The organism is Streptomyces sp. TM32, from assembly GCF_004122755.1.
Classification (GTDB): domain Bacteria; phylum Actinomycetota; class Actinomycetes; order Streptomycetales; family Streptomycetaceae; genus Streptomyces; species Streptomyces sioyaensis.
This window is the reverse complement of sequence record NZ_SDIG01000009.1, coordinates 38,162-54,816: the sequence shown is the minus strand read 5'-3', so window position 1 is coordinate 54,816 and position 16,655 is coordinate 38,162. Positions and strand designations below refer to the sequence as shown.

At 70.3% G+C, this 16,655-nt stretch carries 14 protein-coding genes and 1 pseudogene; 2 read left to right on the top strand and 13 right to left on the bottom strand.

Annotated features, from left to right (window positions below; translation table 11 throughout):
* Nucleotides 1-5: 5 nt before the first annotated feature.
* The 9 genes from EST92_RS04080 to EST92_RS04040 all read right to left on the bottom strand — a co-directional run bounded on the left by EST92_RS04080 (nucleotide 6) and on the right by EST92_RS04040 (nucleotide 11,532).
* Nucleotides 6-662: an NAD-binding protein gene (locus tag EST92_RS04080; RefSeq protein ID WP_129279556.1), complete on the bottom strand. Its 657-nt coding sequence runs from the start codon at nucleotides 660-662 to the stop codon at nucleotides 6-8.
* Nucleotides 659-1,318, bottom strand: coding sequence for a TrkA family potassium uptake protein (locus EST92_RS04075; RefSeq protein ID WP_129279555.1), 660 nt, complete (start codon nucleotides 1,316-1,318; stop codon nucleotides 659-661). Before EST92_RS04075 ends, EST92_RS04080 begins: the two co-directional genes overlap by 4 nt.
* Nucleotides 1,309-4,152 carry a cation-transporting P-type ATPase gene (locus EST92_RS04070; protein WP_129279554.1) on the bottom strand — a complete coding sequence of 948 codons (2,844 nt, stop codon included), beginning with the start codon at nucleotides 4,150-4,152 and terminating at the stop codon, nucleotides 1,309-1,311. Before EST92_RS04070 ends, EST92_RS04075 begins: the two co-directional genes overlap by 10 nt.
* Before the next feature lie 595 nt (nucleotides 4,153-4,747).
* Nucleotides 4,748-5,002, bottom strand: coding sequence for a phosphopantetheine-binding protein (locus tag EST92_RS04065; RefSeq protein ID WP_174243916.1), 255 nt, complete (start codon nucleotides 5,000-5,002; stop codon nucleotides 4,748-4,750).
* Nucleotides 4,999-6,399, bottom strand: coding sequence for a 2-oxo acid dehydrogenase subunit E2 (locus tag EST92_RS04060; protein ID WP_129279553.1), 1,401 nt, complete (start codon nucleotides 6,397-6,399; stop codon nucleotides 4,999-5,001). The genes EST92_RS04065 and EST92_RS04060 overlap by 4 nt, the downstream gene beginning before the upstream one ends.
* A 2-nt stretch (nucleotides 6,400-6,401) precedes the next feature.
* The gene (locus EST92_RS04055; RefSeq protein ID WP_129279552.1) at nucleotides 6,402-7,397 is read right to left on the bottom strand and encodes an alpha-ketoacid dehydrogenase subunit beta; all 996 of its coding nucleotides are present in this window, start codon (nucleotides 7,395-7,397) and stop codon (nucleotides 6,402-6,404) included.
* A 2-nt stretch (nucleotides 7,398-7,399) separates the two neighbouring features.
* The gene (gene pdhA, locus EST92_RS04050) at nucleotides 7,400-8,503 is read right to left on the bottom strand and encodes a pyruvate dehydrogenase (acetyl-transferring) E1 component subunit alpha (protein ID WP_129279551.1); all 1,104 of its coding nucleotides are present in this window, start codon (nucleotides 8,501-8,503) and stop codon (nucleotides 7,400-7,402) included.
* A complete protein-coding gene (gene acsA / locus EST92_RS04045; RefSeq protein ID WP_129279550.1) occupies nucleotides 8,500-10,293 on the bottom strand; it encodes an acetate--CoA ligase in 1,794 nt (597 codons plus the stop codon). The genes pdhA and acsA overlap by 4 nt, the downstream gene beginning before the upstream one ends.
* Before the next feature lie 249 nt (nucleotides 10,294-10,542).
* Complete coding sequence (locus EST92_RS04040) at nucleotides 10,543-11,532, bottom strand: nitroreductase (protein WP_129279549.1); 990 nt, start codon at nucleotides 11,530-11,532, stop codon at nucleotides 10,543-10,545.
* A gap of 229 nt (nucleotides 11,533-11,761) precedes the next feature.
* On the opposite strand from EST92_RS04040, the gene EST92_RS04035 reads away from it, so the two are divergent.
* Nucleotides 11,762-12,454, top strand: coding sequence for a CBS domain-containing protein (locus EST92_RS04035; RefSeq protein ID WP_129279548.1), 693 nt, complete (start codon nucleotides 11,762-11,764; stop codon nucleotides 12,452-12,454).
* Nucleotides 12,455-12,705: 251 nt separating this feature from the next.
* Here the strand turns inward: EST92_RS04035 and EST92_RS04030 are convergent, their stop codons facing one another.
* Both EST92_RS04030 and EST92_RS04025 read right to left on the bottom strand, forming a co-directional pair.
* Nucleotides 12,706-13,167: a cyclic nucleotide-binding domain-containing protein gene (locus EST92_RS04030; protein ID WP_129279547.1), complete on the bottom strand. Its 462-nt coding sequence runs from the start codon at nucleotides 13,165-13,167 to the stop codon at nucleotides 12,706-12,708.
* A gap of 250 nt (nucleotides 13,168-13,417) precedes the next feature.
* On the bottom strand, nucleotides 13,418-13,870 hold the full coding sequence (locus tag EST92_RS04025; RefSeq protein WP_129279546.1) for a universal stress protein: 453 nt from the start codon (nucleotides 13,868-13,870) through the stop codon (nucleotides 13,418-13,420).
* Nucleotides 13,871-14,266: 396 nt separating this feature from the next.
* Between EST92_RS04025 and EST92_RS04020 the strand changes: the two are divergent.
* Nucleotides 14,267-14,464: pseudogene (locus tag EST92_RS04020) on the top strand (universal stress protein); the annotation flags it as partial.
* Between the two features lie 32 nt (nucleotides 14,465-14,496).
* Here EST92_RS04020 and EST92_RS04015 read toward each other — a convergent pair.
* Together EST92_RS04015 and EST92_RS04010 are read right to left on the bottom strand one after the other, a co-directional pair.
* Nucleotides 14,497-15,870 carry a nickel-dependent hydrogenase large subunit gene (locus EST92_RS04015; RefSeq protein WP_129279545.1) on the bottom strand — a complete coding sequence of 458 codons (1,374 nt, stop codon included), beginning with the start codon at nucleotides 15,868-15,870 and terminating at the stop codon, nucleotides 14,497-14,499.
* Complete coding sequence (locus tag EST92_RS04010; RefSeq protein ID WP_129279544.1) at nucleotides 15,867-16,655, bottom strand: oxidoreductase; 789 nt, start codon at nucleotides 16,653-16,655, stop codon at nucleotides 15,867-15,869. The genes EST92_RS04015 and EST92_RS04010 overlap by 4 nt, the downstream gene beginning before the upstream one ends.

Below are 16,655 nucleotides of genomic sequence, written 5' to 3'. Positions count from 1 at the left end.
GCCCGTCATTGGAAGGCGGCGTGGATCTCCTGTTCCGTGGCGGTGTGGGAGACGAGGAGCAGCTCGTCGCCGGGCCTGAGCCGTACCTCGGGGGTGGGGACGGTGGGTTGTCCGTCACGGATGACGGTGGCGATGACGGTACCGGCGGGCAGCGCGATGTCGGCGAGAGCCCGTCCGGCGGCACGGGACAGCGAGGTGATGGCGGTTTCGATGACATTGACGCCTGCCTTGCTGAGGCGGAGCAACGCAACGGTGTCGGTGGCGCCGGTGGCCTCCTCGATGAGGGAGATCAGCGGGGTGGCGGCCGGGACGGCGATATCGACGCCCCAGCGGTGGCCGAAGAGCCAGCTGTTCTCCGCGTCGTTGACCCGGGCGGCAACGCGTGGAACGGCGAACCGGCGCTTGGCGAGCAGGCTGATGACGAGGTTGTCCTCATCCCTGCCGGTGGCGGCGACGAGGAGGTCGGTGGTGAGCGCACCGGCGTGCTCAAGGAAGGCAGGCCCACAGGCGTCTCCCACGAGGAGGCGCACCGCGAGGCCGCCTTCGAGCTCGGCGATCCGGTCCTCATCGAGGTCCACGAGGGTGACGTCGTTCTGAGCGGCGGCAAGCACCTGGGCGATCTGGGTGCCCAGCCGGCCCGCGCCGGCGACGAGGGCTTTCACGTCCCGAGCTCCTTGTCGAGGAAACCGCGCAGCCGCCCGAGGGCGGTGACTGCGACGGCGAAGGTGACCAGATCGCCGGGTTCGGCGGCGGTGCTGTGCGCGGGCACGGTCGAGCGGCCCGCCCGGGTGACCTCCACGACGCGGATCTCACTGTCGACGTCGAACTCGGTCAGCCGCCGCCCGGTGAGATAGGCGGGCAGTTCGGAGCGGACCAGCAGGGTTTCACCGTTGCCGAAGGTGAGTTCGGGCGTGAGATGGCGGTGCAGCAGCATCTGGTGGAGCTGCAGCACCGTCCATCGGACACCGCCGATGGTCGGGATGCCGAGTTCGCGGTAGAGGTCGGCGCGACTCGGATCGTGGACCCGGGCGAGGACGGTGGGGACCCGGTAGGTCTCCTTCGCCGTCCGCGCGCTGACGATGTTGCTGTTGTCCCCGGAGGTGACGGCGACGAAGGCATCGGCGTGCTCGATTCCTGCCGCCTCAAGTACCGTACGGCTGAAGGCGTTTCCTTCATGGAAGCGGTCGGCGAAGGCCGCCGGCAACAACCTGCGTGTCTTGGGCCGACGGTCGACGATGCGTACGTCGTGGCTCTCTGAGGCCAGCTGGACCGCGAGCGCCGATCCCACCCGCCCGCACCCCGCGATGATCACTCGCATCGGACTCCTCCTCTCCTGTTCCCGGAGCGGTGGCGCCGCAGCCACCACTTGCGGGATTCCTCGGCGGCCAGCAGCAGCACTCCGAAACCGGCCAGGACCGCCCAGTCGGCGGCAGCCAGCGGAGCGGTGTTGAAGACGGCCCGCAGCGCGGGAAGGTAGCTGATCGCCGCCATCAGGCCGATGCCGAAACACCCCGCGGCCAGCAGCCAGGGGTTGGACAGCAGCCCGATCCGGAACACGCTCTGGCGGTCGGTACGCACCGCCAGGGCGTTGAAGAACTGGCTGACCACGATCCCGGCCTGGACCATGGTGATCGCCTCCCGGTAGACGGCGTTGTCCTCGGTGAAGTGGGAGTAGGGGATCCCGGAGGCGTGGATGTGCCAGAAGAAGACCGCACACACGCCGAGCGCCTGGATGCCGCCCAGGAAGAGGATGCGCCCCATCACGCCGGCCGAGAACAGCCGATCCCGGCGGGAGCGTGGCGGGCGGTCCATGACGTCGGGTTCGGGCGGCTCGGCGCCCAGTGCCAGGGCGGGCAGGACATCCGAGCCAAGGTCGATCGCGAGGATCTGCACAGCGGTGATCGGTACGAGCGGGAAGCCGGCGAAGGTCGCGGCGAGGATCGGGACGAGTTCGGCGATGTTGTGGCTGAAGAGGTAGATCAGGAACTTGCGGATGTTCTGGTAGACCGAACGGCCGAGTCGCACTGCCGTGGCGATGGAGGCGAACGAGTCGTCCAGCAGCACCATGACCGCCGATTCCCTGGCGACGTCCGTCCCCGAGGCACCCATCGCCACGCCGATGTCCGCATGCTTGAGAGCGGGGGCGTCGTTGGCGCCGTCGCCGGTGACCGCGACCACCTCGCCGCGACGCTGCAGGGCGGTGACCACCCGCATCTTGTGCTCGGGGCTGACCCGGCAGAGCAGCAGCTCCGCCGGCTCGGCGAGCAGGCCGTCCAGGGCATCGTCGTTCATGGCGTCGAGGGACGCACCCGTCACGACGGCGGGGGCCGCCTGCCGCACGATGCCCACCCGACGGGCAACAGCCTCAGCGGTCAGCGGGTGGTCGCCGGTGACCATGACGATGCGGATCCCGGCTCGCCGGCAGGCATCGACCGCGTCGCTCACCTCCGCCCGCGGTGGGTCGAGCATGCCGACGAGTCCCAACAGGGTCAGCCCGGACTCCGCCCCGTCCTGAGTGGGGTGCGGGCCCGACACCGGCCTCCACCCCACCGCCAGCACGCGCAGCCCCTGGGAGGCCAGTGCGTCGTTCGTCTCGATGACTTCGGCGCGCAACTCGTCCGTCAGTGGCCGTCGCTCGCCGTTCCAGTCGATGTCGGTGCAGCGGGCGAGCAGTTCTTGCGGGGCGCCTTTGACGTAGGCACGGTAGCTGTCGCCATCCGTGGTCCCGTGCACGGTGCTCATCAGCTTGCGGACCGAGTCGAAAGGGTGCTCCGCCACGCGCGGTGCGCGGGCCTCCTCGGCAGCCGGATCGATCCCGCCCTTCTCCGCCACGACCAGCAGCGCCCCCTCGGTGCTGTCGCCCAGCACCCGCCATCCTTCGCGCCCGGACCGGGGGAGCCTCCCCGTGCCGGCCGGGGGGACCAGCCGGGCGTTGCAGCAGAGCGCCGCCGCTCTCAGCAGTTCGCGCACGGGCGCTGCGTCCGTGACCTCCCCGACCGGCGCGTAGCCGACCCCCGAGACCGGGTGCGACGCACCTCCGGACCAGACCTGCGTGATGGTCATCTCGGCCTGCGTCAGTGTCCCGGTCTTGTCCGTGCACACGACCGTGGTGGACCCCAGTGCCTCCACTGCCAGCAGCTTCTTGACCAGCGCGTGCCGGCGGGCCATGCGCCGAACGCCGATCGCCAGCGACACGGACAGCGTCGCGGGCAGGCCCTCCGGCACCAGGGCGACCATCACCCCGAGCGCGAACACGAAGGTTTCCACGAACGGCTGACCGGTCGGCACGCGCACCGCGAACAGGCCCGCCCCGATGGCCAGGGCCACCCCTGCCACCCGGCGGGCCATGGAGGACACCTGGAGCTGCAACGGGGTCTTCTGCCGTGGCGCGGCGGCCGCGAGCCGGAAGATCCGTCCGAACTCGGTCGCCGCGCCGGTGGCGAACACCACGGCCTTCGCGGAACCGGCGACGACGTCCGTGCCCATGAACACGCAGTTGCGCGCCTCCAGCAGTGGGCCGGCCGCCACCGGTTCGCCGGTACGGCCGACCGCGTCGCTCTCCCCCGTCAGGGCCGCGTTGTTCACCGAGACCTCGTGGGCCTCGACGAGACGGCAGTCCGCCGACACCGCGTCCCCGGCCTCCAACACCACTACGTCGCCCGGCACCAGTTCGTGCGCGGGCAGGTCCTGCCGCTCCCCGTCGCGCAGCACTCGGCAGGTGTGCGGCACCATCGCCTGCAAAGACTGTGCGGTCCGCTCGGCGGAGTACTCCTGCGCGAAACCGATGGACGCGTTCAGCAAGACGACGCCGAGGATGGCCACGGCCAGCCGGAACGTACCCACGTCCTGGGACGGTTGCAGCGCGTAGGCCAGGAAGGTGATCGCCGAGGCAACGAGCAGGACGACCGCGAACAGGTCGGTGAACTGCGCGGCAAGCTGCCTCCACAGGCCGCGGCTTCGTGCGCGCGGCAGCTCGTTGGGACCGTACCGGCCCCGCCGCGCCACGGCGTCTGCCGCCGTGAGCCCCCGCGGCGAAGTGTCCAGCGCGACGAAGACGTCCCCGGGCGGCTCGGTCTGCACCGGGGTGGCCACGGCTCCGGTGGCGGTCGCCGGCCCTTTTCTGCCGTCACCGGGTGTCAGCAGCTGGGTCATGCTGTGCGTGGTCCGGGTTCACCCGTACGGGGTCGGCGTCCTCAGGGCGGTGTTCGATCCGGCCGGCGGATTCGAGCACGGGATGGTCCATGCGCCGGGTCACGCGTCCGGCCCGAGCCCGGGCTTCGGGACTGTCCGTCGTACCCGCCCGGGTCCGGGACGGGGACTCCGTCAACCGTTGCCCGGGCCTCCCGCGTCGGGAGGCCCGGGCACCAAAGCATTCGGAAGGGTCGGCAGGTCGGACGGGAGCCATGCCCTCATCGTCACGGCGGTCGCTGAAGGGCGCATCCGGGTCGGTTCCGAGGCGCGGCGGCCGGCCTCAGTGCTCACACCCGTTCGGAGTAGGGCACGTCCTCGACCGTCGTGTGCCGGCGCGCCCGCGCTCCCCGTTGCGTCCGAGCCGGTACGGCCACGACCGGGGCGCTCAATCGCAGACGTTCACCGGCCTGCACGTCCGCCGATTTCGGCCACGGCGTCCAGCCGATGCCGGGGCAGCCGCGCCCAGGGCGGGACCCGCGCCCAGGACGGAATCCCGCCCCGCTCATGCGAGCCGCGGCAGCGGCCGCCGAATGTGGTCAAGGCCATGTGCCTTCCCTCAGGCCTCGTCAGCCGTGCGAGCGACGAGGAAGTCTGCGCTGTCCGCCAGCGTGGTGAGGTGCGCGGTGTCCTCGTCCTCGATCCGGAATCCGGTGCGTCCGCCCAGGATCTCGATGAAGCTGAGGAAATCGAGCGAGTCGATTTCGAGAGCATCCCGGAACTTGTCATCGGGCCCCAGGACCGTGACGTCGGCGTCCGGGACGACCTCGGCCAGCGATTCCTTCACCATGTCCAGTGCCTCGTCGCGCTTCATAGCTCCTCCGGGCTCTGCAAGAAGCGGTCAACCGCAGTGAGATAGCGGGCTCCGACAGCCCCGTCAGTGGCTCGGTGATCCGCCGACAGGGTGGCCGTGACCACCGGCCGCACGCCGAGGAGGCCATCGACCGCCCAGGGCCGTTCGACAACCCTTCCGAAGCCCACCAGAGCCACCTGTGGCGGGTAGATCACACCAAGAACGGATTCCACCCCCTGGTCGCCCAGGTTGGTGACCGTGATGGTGGCGTCGGACACCTCGGAGCCCCGCAGTCTGCCCGTACGGGCACGGTGGACCAGGTCCTTCAAGCCGGCCATCAGCTGGGGGAGTTCGAGGGTGTCGGCGTCGTGCAGGGCGGGGGCGACGAGTCCACCGCCGCGCAGGGACACGGCCACCCCCAGGTGTACTCCCCGGCCCGCGCTGAATCGGCCATCGGTCCAGAAGCCGTTCAGTGCGGGGACCTCTCGCGCCGCCCGGGCCGCGGCCTTGAGCACCAGGGCCGCGGGAAGCAGCCGTGCGCCGAGTGGACAGTGGCGGTTGTACTCGTGCATCCAGTCCATCGCGGCGGCCAGGTCGACGGTCGTGGACAGGTAGTAGTGCGGGATCTCGCGGTTTGCACGGGCCATCAGGCCTGCGATGGCCTCGCGCATCCCTGCCGGCCGGTGCTCCGCGGAGGGACTGGCAGCAGCCGCACCGCTGCTCTCCTGCTCGGCAGGTGCTGCTGGGCCGGGGGCCGCCTGGCGAACGTCCGCCGCGCGGACGGCGCCGTCCCGGCCGGTACCGGTCACTCCGGAGAGGTCGACGCCCAGCTCACCGGCGAGTCGTCGGGCCAGGGGGGTGATGCGGGCGGGCAACCGCCGTGCCGCAGCCGCCCGCTCGACATCGGCTCGGGTGACACGCTTTCCGGGCCCGGATCCGTGAACGGCGTCCAGGTCGACTCCGGCCTGCTCCGCCAGATGCCGGATCAAGGGGCCCTCGTCGCCGCGGGCGCCGTCGTTGACGCCGGCCGGAGCCGGGACCTGCTCCTTCGCGGGGCCCGGCGCCGGCTGGGCAGCCGGTCCCCGCTCCTGCGCTACCCGTTCCTCCGGTCGCGCCCCGTCACCCCTCCGGGGCTTCTTGGGTTTGTCGGGCTTCTCCCGCTCTTTCGGCGCCCCGGGCTCCGCCGCCGGCTCGATCAGCGCGAGCGCGGCGCCCACCGGGACCGTCGTCCCCGGGCCGACGAGGAGCCTGCCCACCGTGCCCGTCTCGAAGCACTCCACCTCGATCGTGGACTTCGCCGTCTCGACGACCGCGACCGCATCCCCTTTGCGCACCCGGTCGCCGGCGCGCACCAACCACTCCTGCAACGTGCCCTCGTCCATGTCGGCACCCAGCGACGGCATCGTGAACTCGGCCATCGTCAGTCCACCGCCCGGTGCGCGGCTGCGACGATGTCGGCGGTCCGCGGCAGCGCCGCCTGTTCCAGCAGACGCGCGTACGGGATCGGCACTTCCGCGCTGCACACCCGCTCGACCGGCGCGTCCAGCTCGTAGAGCGAGCGTTCGGCGATCCGCGCCGATACCTCGGCGGCCAGGCTGCCGGAGCGCCACGCCTCGTCGACGATCACTGCGCGGTGTGTCCGCGCCACCGAGGCGTCGATGGTCTCGTCATCGAGTGGCCGCAGCGTACGCAGGTCGACGACCTCGGCACTGATGTCGTCGGCCACCAGCTCGTCCGCCGCCGCGAGCGCCTTCGGCAGCGAACCGCCGTATGTGATCAGGGAGATGTCGGTGCCGCGCCTGCGGACCGCCGCGCGATCCAGGTCTACCGGGGAGCTGAGCGGGGCCAGTTCACCTGCGGTGTTGTAGAGACTGCCGTGTTCGAAGATCAGCACCGGGTCGGGGTCGGCCAGCGCCGGAGCCAGCATGTGGCGGGCGTCCGCGATGGTCGCCGGAGCGAGCACCCGGATGCCGGGGATGTGCGCGTACCAGCCTTCAAGGCTGTGGGAATGCTGGGCGGCGAGCTGCCGGCCCGCGCCCGTCGTCATCCGGATCACGAGTGGAACGGGCAGTTGGCCGCCCGACATGTGCAGCAGGGTGGCGGCGTTGTTGAGGATCTGGTCGAGGGCGAGCAGGCTGAAGTTGACGGTCATGATCTCGACGATGGGCCGGAGCCCGGACAGTGCCGCACCGATGCCCGCGCCCACGAACGCGGACTCCGACAGTGGCGCGTCGCGGATCCGCTCCGGCCCGAACTCCTCCAGCAGGCCGAGGCTCACGCCGAAGCAGCCGCCATACAGGCCCACGTCCTCGCCCATCAGAAAGACCCGGTCATCGGCGCGAAGCGCCTCGCGCATGGCCTCGCGCATCGCTTCCCGGTATGTCGTCTTCCGCTCGTCCGGCCGGCCGGTGCCCATGGTCAGGTCACCTCCGTGGAACGACTGGTGACGTGGCGCAGCAGGCCCTCGACCGACTCCTCAGGTGCCTGCTCGGCAGCCTCCACCGCGGCGTCGATCTCCTCGGTGATCCGGCGCTCGATCCCGGTGAGCTCCGTCTCGCCCAGCTCACCGTCCTCACGGGTACGCTCCATGAGCCGCGTGACCGGATCCCGGGCCTTCCACTGCTCCACCTCCGCCTTGGCGCGGTAGCGGTCCGGGTCGTACATGGAGTGCGCTCGGAAGCGGTAGGTGCGCATTTCGAGGAAGCGCGGTCCCCCGCCGCCCCGAATGCTCTCAGTGGCCCGGCGGGCGGCACGCTCCACGGCCTCGACATCCATGCCGTCGACCGCCCATGCCGCCATGCCGTACGAGGCGGCGCGCAGGGCCAGGTCGGTCTGCGCCTCATGGCGTTCGATAGCGGTGCCCATGGCGTACAGGTTGTTCTCACAAACGAGCAGCAGCGGCAGGTTCCACAGGGCAGCCAGGTTCGCCGTCTCGTGGAACTCCCCCTCCGCGTAGGCACCGTCGCCGAAGAAACAGCAGGTGACACGGGGCTGGCCGCGCATCCGATCGGCGAGCGCGAGCCCGGCGGCCAGCGGGAGCCCGCCGGCGACGATCGCGTTGCCGCCGTAGAAGCGGCGGCGGGCATCGAAGAGGTGCATGGATCCGCCACGGCCCCCGCTGCATCCGGTCGTCTTGCCGTACATCTCGGCCATCACGGCCTCGGCCGGGATACCGCGGGCGAGCGCGTGTCCGTGCTCGCGGTACGTGGCAACCACCGCGTCCTCGGATGTCAGTGCTTCGTTGACGCCGACGGCGACGGCTTCCTCCCCGATGTAGAGATGGACGAAGCCGCGGATCTTCGCGGCGCTGTACAGCTCGACGCAACGCTCCTCGAAGCGCCGGATGCGCAGCATGGCGTGCAGCAACTCGCGACGGTGCTCGGTCCCCGGCCGGCCGGAGACAGGCGCCCGTTCGGATGCAGCCGCAGCCGACGTCGCGGTGATCCGGCCCGTGCTCGCCGTGCTGGCCCCCTGCGTGGAGGGGGAGGCCTTCCGCTTGCGGGTACCGCGGGCGGGGCTCATGCCGATCCCTCCAAGGTGGACAGGTCGCCGGTGGGCAGCCCGAGTTCGCGGGCGCGCAACAGCCGGCGCATGACCTTTCCGCTGCGGGTCCTGGGCAAGTTCTGATCGAAGGCGATCTCCCGCGGCGCCACGGCGGGGCCCAGCCGACGGCGGGCGAAAGCCAGCAGTTCGCGCTTCATCGCCGGCGTCGGTTCGGTGCCGGGGCGCAGTGAGACGAACGCCTTGACGATGTTCCCGGCGACGGGATCGGGCCGTCCTATCACCCCGGCCTCGGCGACCGCCGGGTGTTCCATCAACGCGCTCTCCACTTCGAAGGGGCCGACCAGGTGCCCCGCCGACTTGATGACGTCGTCGGCACGCCCGACGAACCAGAACCAGCCGTCCTCGTCCCGCCTGGCCAGGTCCCCGGTCAGGTACCAGCCATCGGCGAACGCGGCCTCGTACCGCTCCTTGTCGTTCAGATAGCCGCGGAACATGGACGGCCAGCCGGGTCGCAGCGCCAACTCGCCCTCGACACCAGGCGATTCCAGCACCGTCACCTTGCCGTCGGCGATCAGCGCCCGTCCGTCCTCGCCGCGCTCCAGCACAGCCGCCTCGACGCCCGGCAGCGGCCGCCCCATCGAGCCGGGCCGGATCTCGCAGGCGGCAAAGTTCGCGACCATGATGCAACCCGTCTCGGTCTGCCACCAGTTGTCGTGGACGGGTAGGCCCAGCACCTCCTGGCCCCAGACCACGGCCTCGGGGTTGAGTGGTTCGCCGACGGACGCGACGAAGCGCAGTGCCGAGAGGTCGTCGGTGACAGGCAGGTCGTGGCGTCCTTGCCGGGGAGTGGTACGCATGAGCATGCGCAGGGCCGTGGGCGCGGTGTACCAGACACTGACACGCTGCTCGCCGAGGATCCGGTACCAGCGCCGGGCGTCGTAGTCGCCCTCGTCGACCACGAGCGTCACGCCATGGACGAGCGGAGCGATGATGCCGTACGACATGCCGGTGACCCAGCCGGGGTCGGCGGTGCACCAGTACACGTCCTCGGAGTGCAGATCGAGGGCGTATGCCGCCGTGGCGTGGTGAGCGACGACCGCTTCGTGCACGTGGATCGCGCCCTTGGGCGCACCGGTGGTACCGCTCGTGAAGTGCAGCAGCGCCCTGTCTTCGGGAGAGGTCGGCGGGATGGTGAACTGCTCGGGGGCCGCAGCGGTCAGCGCGTCGAACGAGAGGGTGCCGGGCAGTTCCCCGGAACCGGGTCCGACGATGAGGACGTGCGCGAGATCGGGGAGCGACGCCCTGCGGTCCGCGACCTTGCGGCGGTAGAGAGAAGCTGTGGTGACCAGCACCCTGGCGTCGCCGAGCCTGAGACGCTGCTCGACCGGGTCGGGGCCGAAGGCAGAGAACAGCGGACAGAGCACGCTCGCGTTCTTCAGCGTGCCCAGCACTGCCGTGTAGAGCTCCGGACACCGTCCGAGGAGGGTGACCACCACGTCGCCCCGACCGACTCCCAGCGACCGCAGCACGTTCGCGAAGCGCGCCGTGCGACGGGCCAGCTCGGCATAGGTGACGGTCGAGACGGTGTCGTCACGCCCGATGCACCGCAGCGCAACCTTGCCGCCGCGATCGGCGCCGGCGTGTCGGTCGACAGCCTCGTACGCCATGTTCAGCCCGCTGCCACCAGGCAGCCCGGCCAGCGCGGCACGCGCCCGCGACCAGGTGAAATCGGCGCGGGTCCGTTCGTAGTCGGCGAGATTCGGCGTGACGCCCGGTGTGGCGTCCTTACGGATCGTCTCCCAGGTCATAGCGATTCCTTCCGGAGCCTGCCGCTGATTCCAGAGTCGCGGACCCCGGCCTGGCTCGCATGGGCCGAAGGGCCCGGTGAGGAGGCCGGGCGGTCGGCCCGGCACGTCTGCGCGACGCTCGGGCAGCTGGGCCGAGACGCCTCTGGGGGCGGGGTGCGCAGGTAAGCCAGGCATCCCCGTGACGCGGAAACCACCTTTCTCAGCCGGTGATCACCGACTGCCCGCCAGGAGGCCCGAGCGCTGCTGGGCTCACGGCTTGATCGTCAGCACCTGATCAACTGGCCGACGCGGTGTGCGAGGCCCCCGCGGGCCGTATCCCAAGCGCAGGATCATGTGCACATGACCGGTCCCGGAGACCGGGTCGCGCAGGATCCAGCGCAGGTCCGGCCATTCGACGGCCTGCGTCGCGAAGGAGCTGACAAGCCCCTGGAGCGTGCCAAGGAGCAGGACGCGTTCCAACGCCTGGCCCGCGCGGAGCCAGTCGGCCGGTCCGTCGCTCGTGGTGCTGAGTGACGCCAGCTGGGGGCAGCGTTCGAAGTCCGCGTACGCGCGACCGGGCACAGTGCGCCGGCCGGCGAAATCCCGGGTAGGGGCCGAGCCGCCGCGTTTCACGGGACCGAAGGCGTAATCGGGGACGCCGGCGGTGGGCTCCTCGGAAGATGTGCCGTGGGTCCAGCGACGCTGTTCTTCCTCGCGGGGCGCGTCCATGCGGTTGTAGCCCTCGGCATTCATGATCAGGTCGAGCACGGTCTCGCGGTGCGGAGTGGTGAGAAAGGTCAGCTGTGCTCCCTCCCCGGCGGCGGCCGCGGTCAGGGCCGCGCGGACGTTCTCCGGGATCTGGCGCTCCGAGAACGGGAACCGGCTGGTGTGCCGGTCGTGGATTGCGGGATAGAGGCCGGGGAGGGACTCGTCCATGTGCTCGTGCGAATCATCCAGCCGCATGACGGCCAGGAGCGCCGGAGCATGGGGGTCCGGTAGGAGGGTCGTCCTCGTCCGATGCCCGGCATGCGCAGCGGCGACGCGCAGGTTCAGCAGTGCGGCTCCACAGCCCAAGTGCATGCCCCGGGTCGTGGGGTCGGCGCGCGGCATGGCCCGTTCGAGGTCCAGGGAGAGCGTGAAGGTGCGGCTGTGTCGGGCGTAGTCGAAATACCAAGGCTGGGCGTTGTGCATGGACGGCGCGGTGACGGCGTCGGCGACCAGGTGGGTGACCAACGTGTCATCGAGGGCCTGGATGAACACCGGGAGCCTCCCGGGCGGGGCGGAAGCGGATCGATGGATGCCTTCAGCGTGGTGGGAGCGGTTCTTCCTGCGTCAGGGGCCATAGGTCCCTGACGCAGACCGACCGGGCCCCCTTCGGTCCTGCCGACCGTCCGAGGGGGCCGAGTGGCCCATGCCGGGACAGCCGTCGATCCGATCACCCTTGAGATGCGGGGCAAGGCGCCGGGCGCCCGGGCGAAAGGAGCCGGAGATGGAGCACCGCACGATAAGTGAGCTCATGACCAGGCAGGTCGCGAGCGTTCAGCTCGATACACCGTTCAAGGACATCGCGCAGAAACTCGCCGACAGCGCGGTGAGCGCAGTGCCGGTACTGGACGGCCTCGGCAGACCGGTCGGGATCGTCTCGGAGGCCGATCTGCTCCGGAAGGCAGCCGACCAGTCCGATCTCTCCGGCAGGACGCCGTTGCCGCATCTTGAGGCGTGGGAACGGGCACGGGCCGAGGGGCGCACCGCCTCCGAGCTCATGTCGGCTCCTGCGGTGTGCGCGCATCCGGAGTGGACCGTTGTCGAGGCTGCACGTCTGATGGAGGTGCAGCACGTGAAGCGCCTCCCGGTGGTCGATGAGACGGAGGCTCTGTTGGGCATTGTCAGCCGGAGCGACCTGCTGCGCGTCTTCCTGCGCAAGGACAAGGCGATACAGGAGGAGATCACGCGGGAGGTCATCGGACGCACGGCGCGTATCGGGGCCGGCGGTGTGACCGCCGAGGTGATGCAGGGGGAGGTGGCATTGCACGGTTCGGTGGAGGACCCCCTCCTCATTCCGGTTCTGGTCCGCATGTGCACCGGTGTCGACGGCGTCGTCTCGGTCGCCGAGGACCTGAAGCCAACCATGACTGCCGGCCCTGCCGACTCCGTCGAAGGGGCCCAGCTCGATCATGAATGACCTCGTCACCGTCGGCCTGGACGGCAACAGGCGCCTTGGACGCACGCGTCCACCACGGGCCCGGGCCCGACCCCTTTGACGATGTCCCCGCCCCGGGCATACGGGGGCGACAAAGGGATGTGTACCTGGTGCCCTTTCCGTCCCCGTCGCACGGTCGGCCGCCAGGGAAACAGGGCCGGCCGGAGACGAAGGCCGGGCGGCTGCTGTGATGAGGCGGCGGGACAGCATCGCTGTCGCAGGCGCGAACCGCTTCACGGCGGGGCCGGCATGGTGCTCGCCCTGGGGCCGTACATGTCGCTCAGACGATGCCGCGTGGCCTGAAGGCGGCGGGCGACGACGGCGAGGACGCGACGGGTCACCGCCAGGCTGAGGGCCGGGTCCGCTTCGCACAAAGCCCGCACCGCCGTCGCGTCGAACTCATACGCCCGCACGGGGGTGAAGGCCTCCGCACCCATCCGCCAGGCGTACGGCGGCAGGAGCCATGACCATCCCAGCAGGTCGCCATGGCCCAGTGACTCGACGACCACCGGCGGTCGTCCTGCCTCATGGATATCGAGATTGACCGAACCTGTGCGGACGATCCAGAACCGGTCGGCGGGCTTCCCTTCTTCGAAGATCCGCGTTCCTGCCGGAAAGGTCACCTCGCGAGCAAATTGCATCAGGCGTGTGCGTCCCTCCGGTGGAAGCACGTGGAGCAATGGTGCGGTGGTCATGGCACTCTCCCGGTTCCAGGCCGACGACGTGTCGGCCTTGCCTTGCCGGTCACCAACAGAGTGCGCACCCGACCGAGATGCGGGACAAGGGCTGTTCGGCGCGGTGTGGTGGGCCGATGGACCCCAAGACTGAGCCGTTCACCGGTCGGGGTGGCTATCGCGGCGGTCCGGGATGCACGGACGAGGAAGGCTCCCGCCGGCCGGGGGCGTGGCAAGAGGCCGGCGGCAGCCGGGCTTGACCCGCTCGATCTCACCGGCTCCGTACGACGACAACCGGGCAGGGGGCGTGCTGGGTGCAGTGCTGACTGACCGATCCCAGGAGCGCCCCGCTGAAGCCGCCCAGTCCGCGGCTGCCCACCACCAGAAGTGAGGCGCCTCGTGCCGCCTCAAGAAGCGTGGCCGCCGCCGTTCCGTACGTCACAGTCGGCTCGACCCTCGGCGTGCCTCCCCCTTTCACGACGTCCCTGATGGCGTCGTCGAGCGTCTGCCCTGCCCACACCTTCATGTCGCTCGCGAGGGACTGCGGCGCATCGAGCCAGCCGATCGAACCATAAAGGGGCGGGTACTCCCACGCGATCACCGCATTGACGCTGTCATGGGTCCGTTCCGCCTGCCGTACTGCCCAGCGCAGTGCCTCTTTGGACGATTGCGACCCGTCGACCCCGACGACGATGCGGCCGCTTTCCTTCGGTTGGCTGCTCATGGCTACCTCCGCGATGCGACATCCGGCCGGCGCGCCCAGCACCGCCGTGCGCACTCGTGCTCTCCCACCAGCTTCCGATCCACGGGCCACCCCCGCATGTGTCCACAGGGCCACACCACATGCCCTCCCGTCCCGAGGCCGACCAGTCCGTTGTCGGGCCATTGAGCCCCTGTTACGCCTTTCCCCGCACGATGGCAGCTGAGGCCACCCGGCCGTCTCTCCGGCGCTTCGTGCCGGATGCCTCGCCCCACAGGGCCACGGCCGGTCCGCGGCACCCCAGCGCGCCGTATGTCGCCTGGTAGGTCCCGACCGGCCCATGGGTCTGCTTCGGCGCCGCCCCGATGCTGGATACGAGGAAGAGTGCACCCGCAGCCCTGACTGTGGCGGAGGTACGTCATGGGCGGTTCTGTTGTCGTAGGACTGGACGGCACGGGGAACAGCGTGCCGGCGGTCCACTGGGGCGCCGAGGAGGCAGCGGCCCGGGGCTTCTCGCTTCACCTCTTGCATTCCTGGGTCTCCCAGCCCCTGAACGTCCCCATCGCTCAGGAGGCCGCGAACAAGCAGCGTTACGGGGCCGAGGTACTCGGCTCAGCCGAAGCCATGGCGCTTGAGCACCGGCCGCCCTGTCAGGCCTCGCGCTCGACGGTCAGGTCCAGGAAGTGTGTGGAGCAGGAGATGCACGGATCGTGGTTGCGGATCACTCGTTCGCACAGGGCGGTCAGCTCGTCATCGGTGGGAGCGTCACCGGCACGGAGGCGTTCTTGCACTGTGCGGCGCAGATCCTGTTCGATCGCTGCCTGGTTCTGGGCGGTCGGCGGGACGAGGGCGGCCTCGGTGACGGTGCCGTCGGGGTCGAGGGCGTAGCGGTGGTAGAGGAGGCCACGGGGGGCTTCCGTCGCACCGTGTCCGGTGCCCCGCCGCGCGGGTACCTCGACATACGGGCCGGGCGGGGGCTCGTAGGCGTCGATCAGGCGTAGGGCCTCGCCGACGGCGTACAACACCTCGATGGCACGTACGACGATGCTGCGGAACGGGTTGCGGCACACCGTTCCCTCGTATGGGTCGCCCAGTCCGGCCTCCCGTGCGACCTGGCGTACCTCGGGCGGCAGCCAGCGGCCGCTGACGGCGTAGCGGGCGAGCGATCCGGTGAGGTGACGGCGCCCGTCGAGCAGGGAGTGCAGGGCGGTGGAGTGCGGCACCTGGGTCTCGACGACGTGATCGATGAACGTGTCGAGTGGGAAGGTGCGGGTGGGCAGCGCACGGTCCGTGTCCGCGGGCAGGCCGGCGGAGCCCGGGGCGGCCATCGCCGTGGGGGTCCCGGATTCGATGGCGTAGGTGCCGGGTTCGGCGAGCGCGAGCAACTCGGTGTCGATGCCGGCATCGGGGAAGTCGAAGCCGGCCACCCAGCGCACGGTCGCCTCCGCGTCGTCCCGGGCACGCTTCAACCGTTCTGCGAGGGGCCGCAGTTCCGACTTCGTCGGTACTCGGTGGAAGCCGCCGAGACGTACGTTGACCGGATGAATGGCGCGGCCGCCGAGCAGTTCCATGATGGCGTTGCCGGTCTGCTTGAGACCGAGGCCCCGCTCCACGTCGGTGCGGTGGGTGCGCGCGAGGTCGATGACGCTGTCGCCACCGAGGAAGTCCGGGGCGTGCAGCAGGTAGATGTGCAGGGTCTGGCTTTCGATCCACTCGCCGCAGTAGAGAAGTCGGCGCAGCGCTGCCAGTTGCCCCTCCACGACGGTGCCGCAGGCGTCCTCGACCGCGCGGCAGGCGCTCATCTGGTAGGCGACCGGGCAGATCCCGCACACCCGCGAGGTGATGTCGGGCGGCTCGGTGTAGGAGCGTCCGCGCAGGAAAGCCTCGAAGAAGCGCGGGGGTTCGTAGATCTTCAGCTGAGCCGCGGCGACTTCCCCGTCGACGAGGCGCAGGTGCAGCGCCCCCTCCCCTTCGACACGGGCGAGCGATTCCACCCGCAGCACCTTCGATTCGCGGCGGGTCACTCCGGGAGTTCCTTTCGTACGGCTGCCTCGAACTCCGGCGCGGCGGTGTTGAACGTGCGCAGCACCCGCACCACGTCCAGGGTCTCTATGCCATCGCGGCGCAACAGCGGGATGAAGGAGGGGAAGTTGGTCGAGTTCGACGGGCCGAAACAGCCGTAGCAGCCCCGGTTGTACGTGGGACACAGTGCGCCGCAGCCGGCGTGGGTGACCGGCCCGAGACAGGGGGTGCCGTGCGCGACGGTCACGCAGACGTTGCCTCGCCGCTTGCACTCGAAGCACACGCTGTGGGCGGGCACGTCGGGCGTCCGGTCGGCCAGATATGCGGTGATGACCTCGATGAGCTGCCCACGGTCGATGGGGCAGCCGCGCAGTTCGAAGTCGACCGGGACGTGTGCGCTGATGGGGGTGGAGGTGGCGAGGGTCTCGATGTAGTCCGGCCGGGCATAGACGGCGGCTTGGAACTCTGCGACGTCGGCGTAGTTGCGCAGCGCCTGGACACCGCCCGCGGTGGCGCAGGCTCCGATGGTGACCAGGCGGCGGGACGCGGCCCGGATCTGCTGGATCCGCTCGGTGTCCTGGGCGGTCGTGACCGATCCTTCGACCAGTGACAGGTCGTACGGTCCCGGGCCGGGCGCACTGGAGGCCTCCAGGAAGTGGGTGATCTCCACCCGCTCGGCGATGCCGAGGAGTTCGTCCTCGCAGTCCAGCAGGGTGAGCTGGCAGCCGTCACAGGAGGCAAACTTCCACACTGCCAGCTGAGGGCTCCTCTCCTGCACCGCAGTCAT

Coding starts and splice junctions, on each gene's coding strand:
- EST92_RS04060 (WP_129279553.1), bottom strand. CDS start 6,399: ATGGCCGAGTTCACGATGCCGTCGCTGGGTGCCGACATGGACGAGGGC.
- acsA (WP_129279550.1), bottom strand. CDS start 10,293: ATGACCTGGGAGACGATCCGTAAGGACGCCACACCGGGCGTCACGCCG.
- pdhA (WP_129279551.1), bottom strand. CDS start 8,503: ATGAGCCCCGCCCGCGGTACCCGCAAGCGGAAGGCCTCCCCCTCCACG.
- EST92_RS04035 (WP_129279548.1), top strand. CDS start 11,762: ATGGAGCACCGCACGATAAGTGAGCTCATGACCAGGCAGGTCGCGAGC.
- EST92_RS04010 (WP_129279544.1), bottom strand. CDS start 16,655: ATGACTGCGGTGCAGGAGAGGAGCCCTCAGCTGGCAGTGTGGAAGTTT.
- EST92_RS04030 (WP_129279547.1), bottom strand. CDS start 13,167: ATGACCACCGCACCATTGCTCCACGTGCTTCCACCGGAGGGACGCACA.
- EST92_RS04065 (WP_174243916.1), bottom strand. CDS start 5,002: ATGAAGCGCGACGAGGCACTGGACATGGTGAAGGAATCGCTGGCCGAG.
- EST92_RS04070 (WP_129279554.1), bottom strand. CDS start 4,152: ATGACCCAGCTGCTGACACCCGGTGACGGCAGAAAAGGGCCGGCGACC.
- EST92_RS04075 (WP_129279555.1), bottom strand. CDS start 1,318: ATGCGAGTGATCATCGCGGGGTGCGGGCGGGTGGGATCGGCGCTCGCG.
- EST92_RS04055 (WP_129279552.1), bottom strand. CDS start 7,397: ATGGGCACCGGCCGGCCGGACGAGCGGAAGACGACATACCGGGAAGCG.
- EST92_RS04025 (WP_129279546.1), bottom strand. CDS start 13,870: ATGAGCAGCCAACCGAAGGAAAGCGGCCGCATCGTCGTCGGGGTCGAC.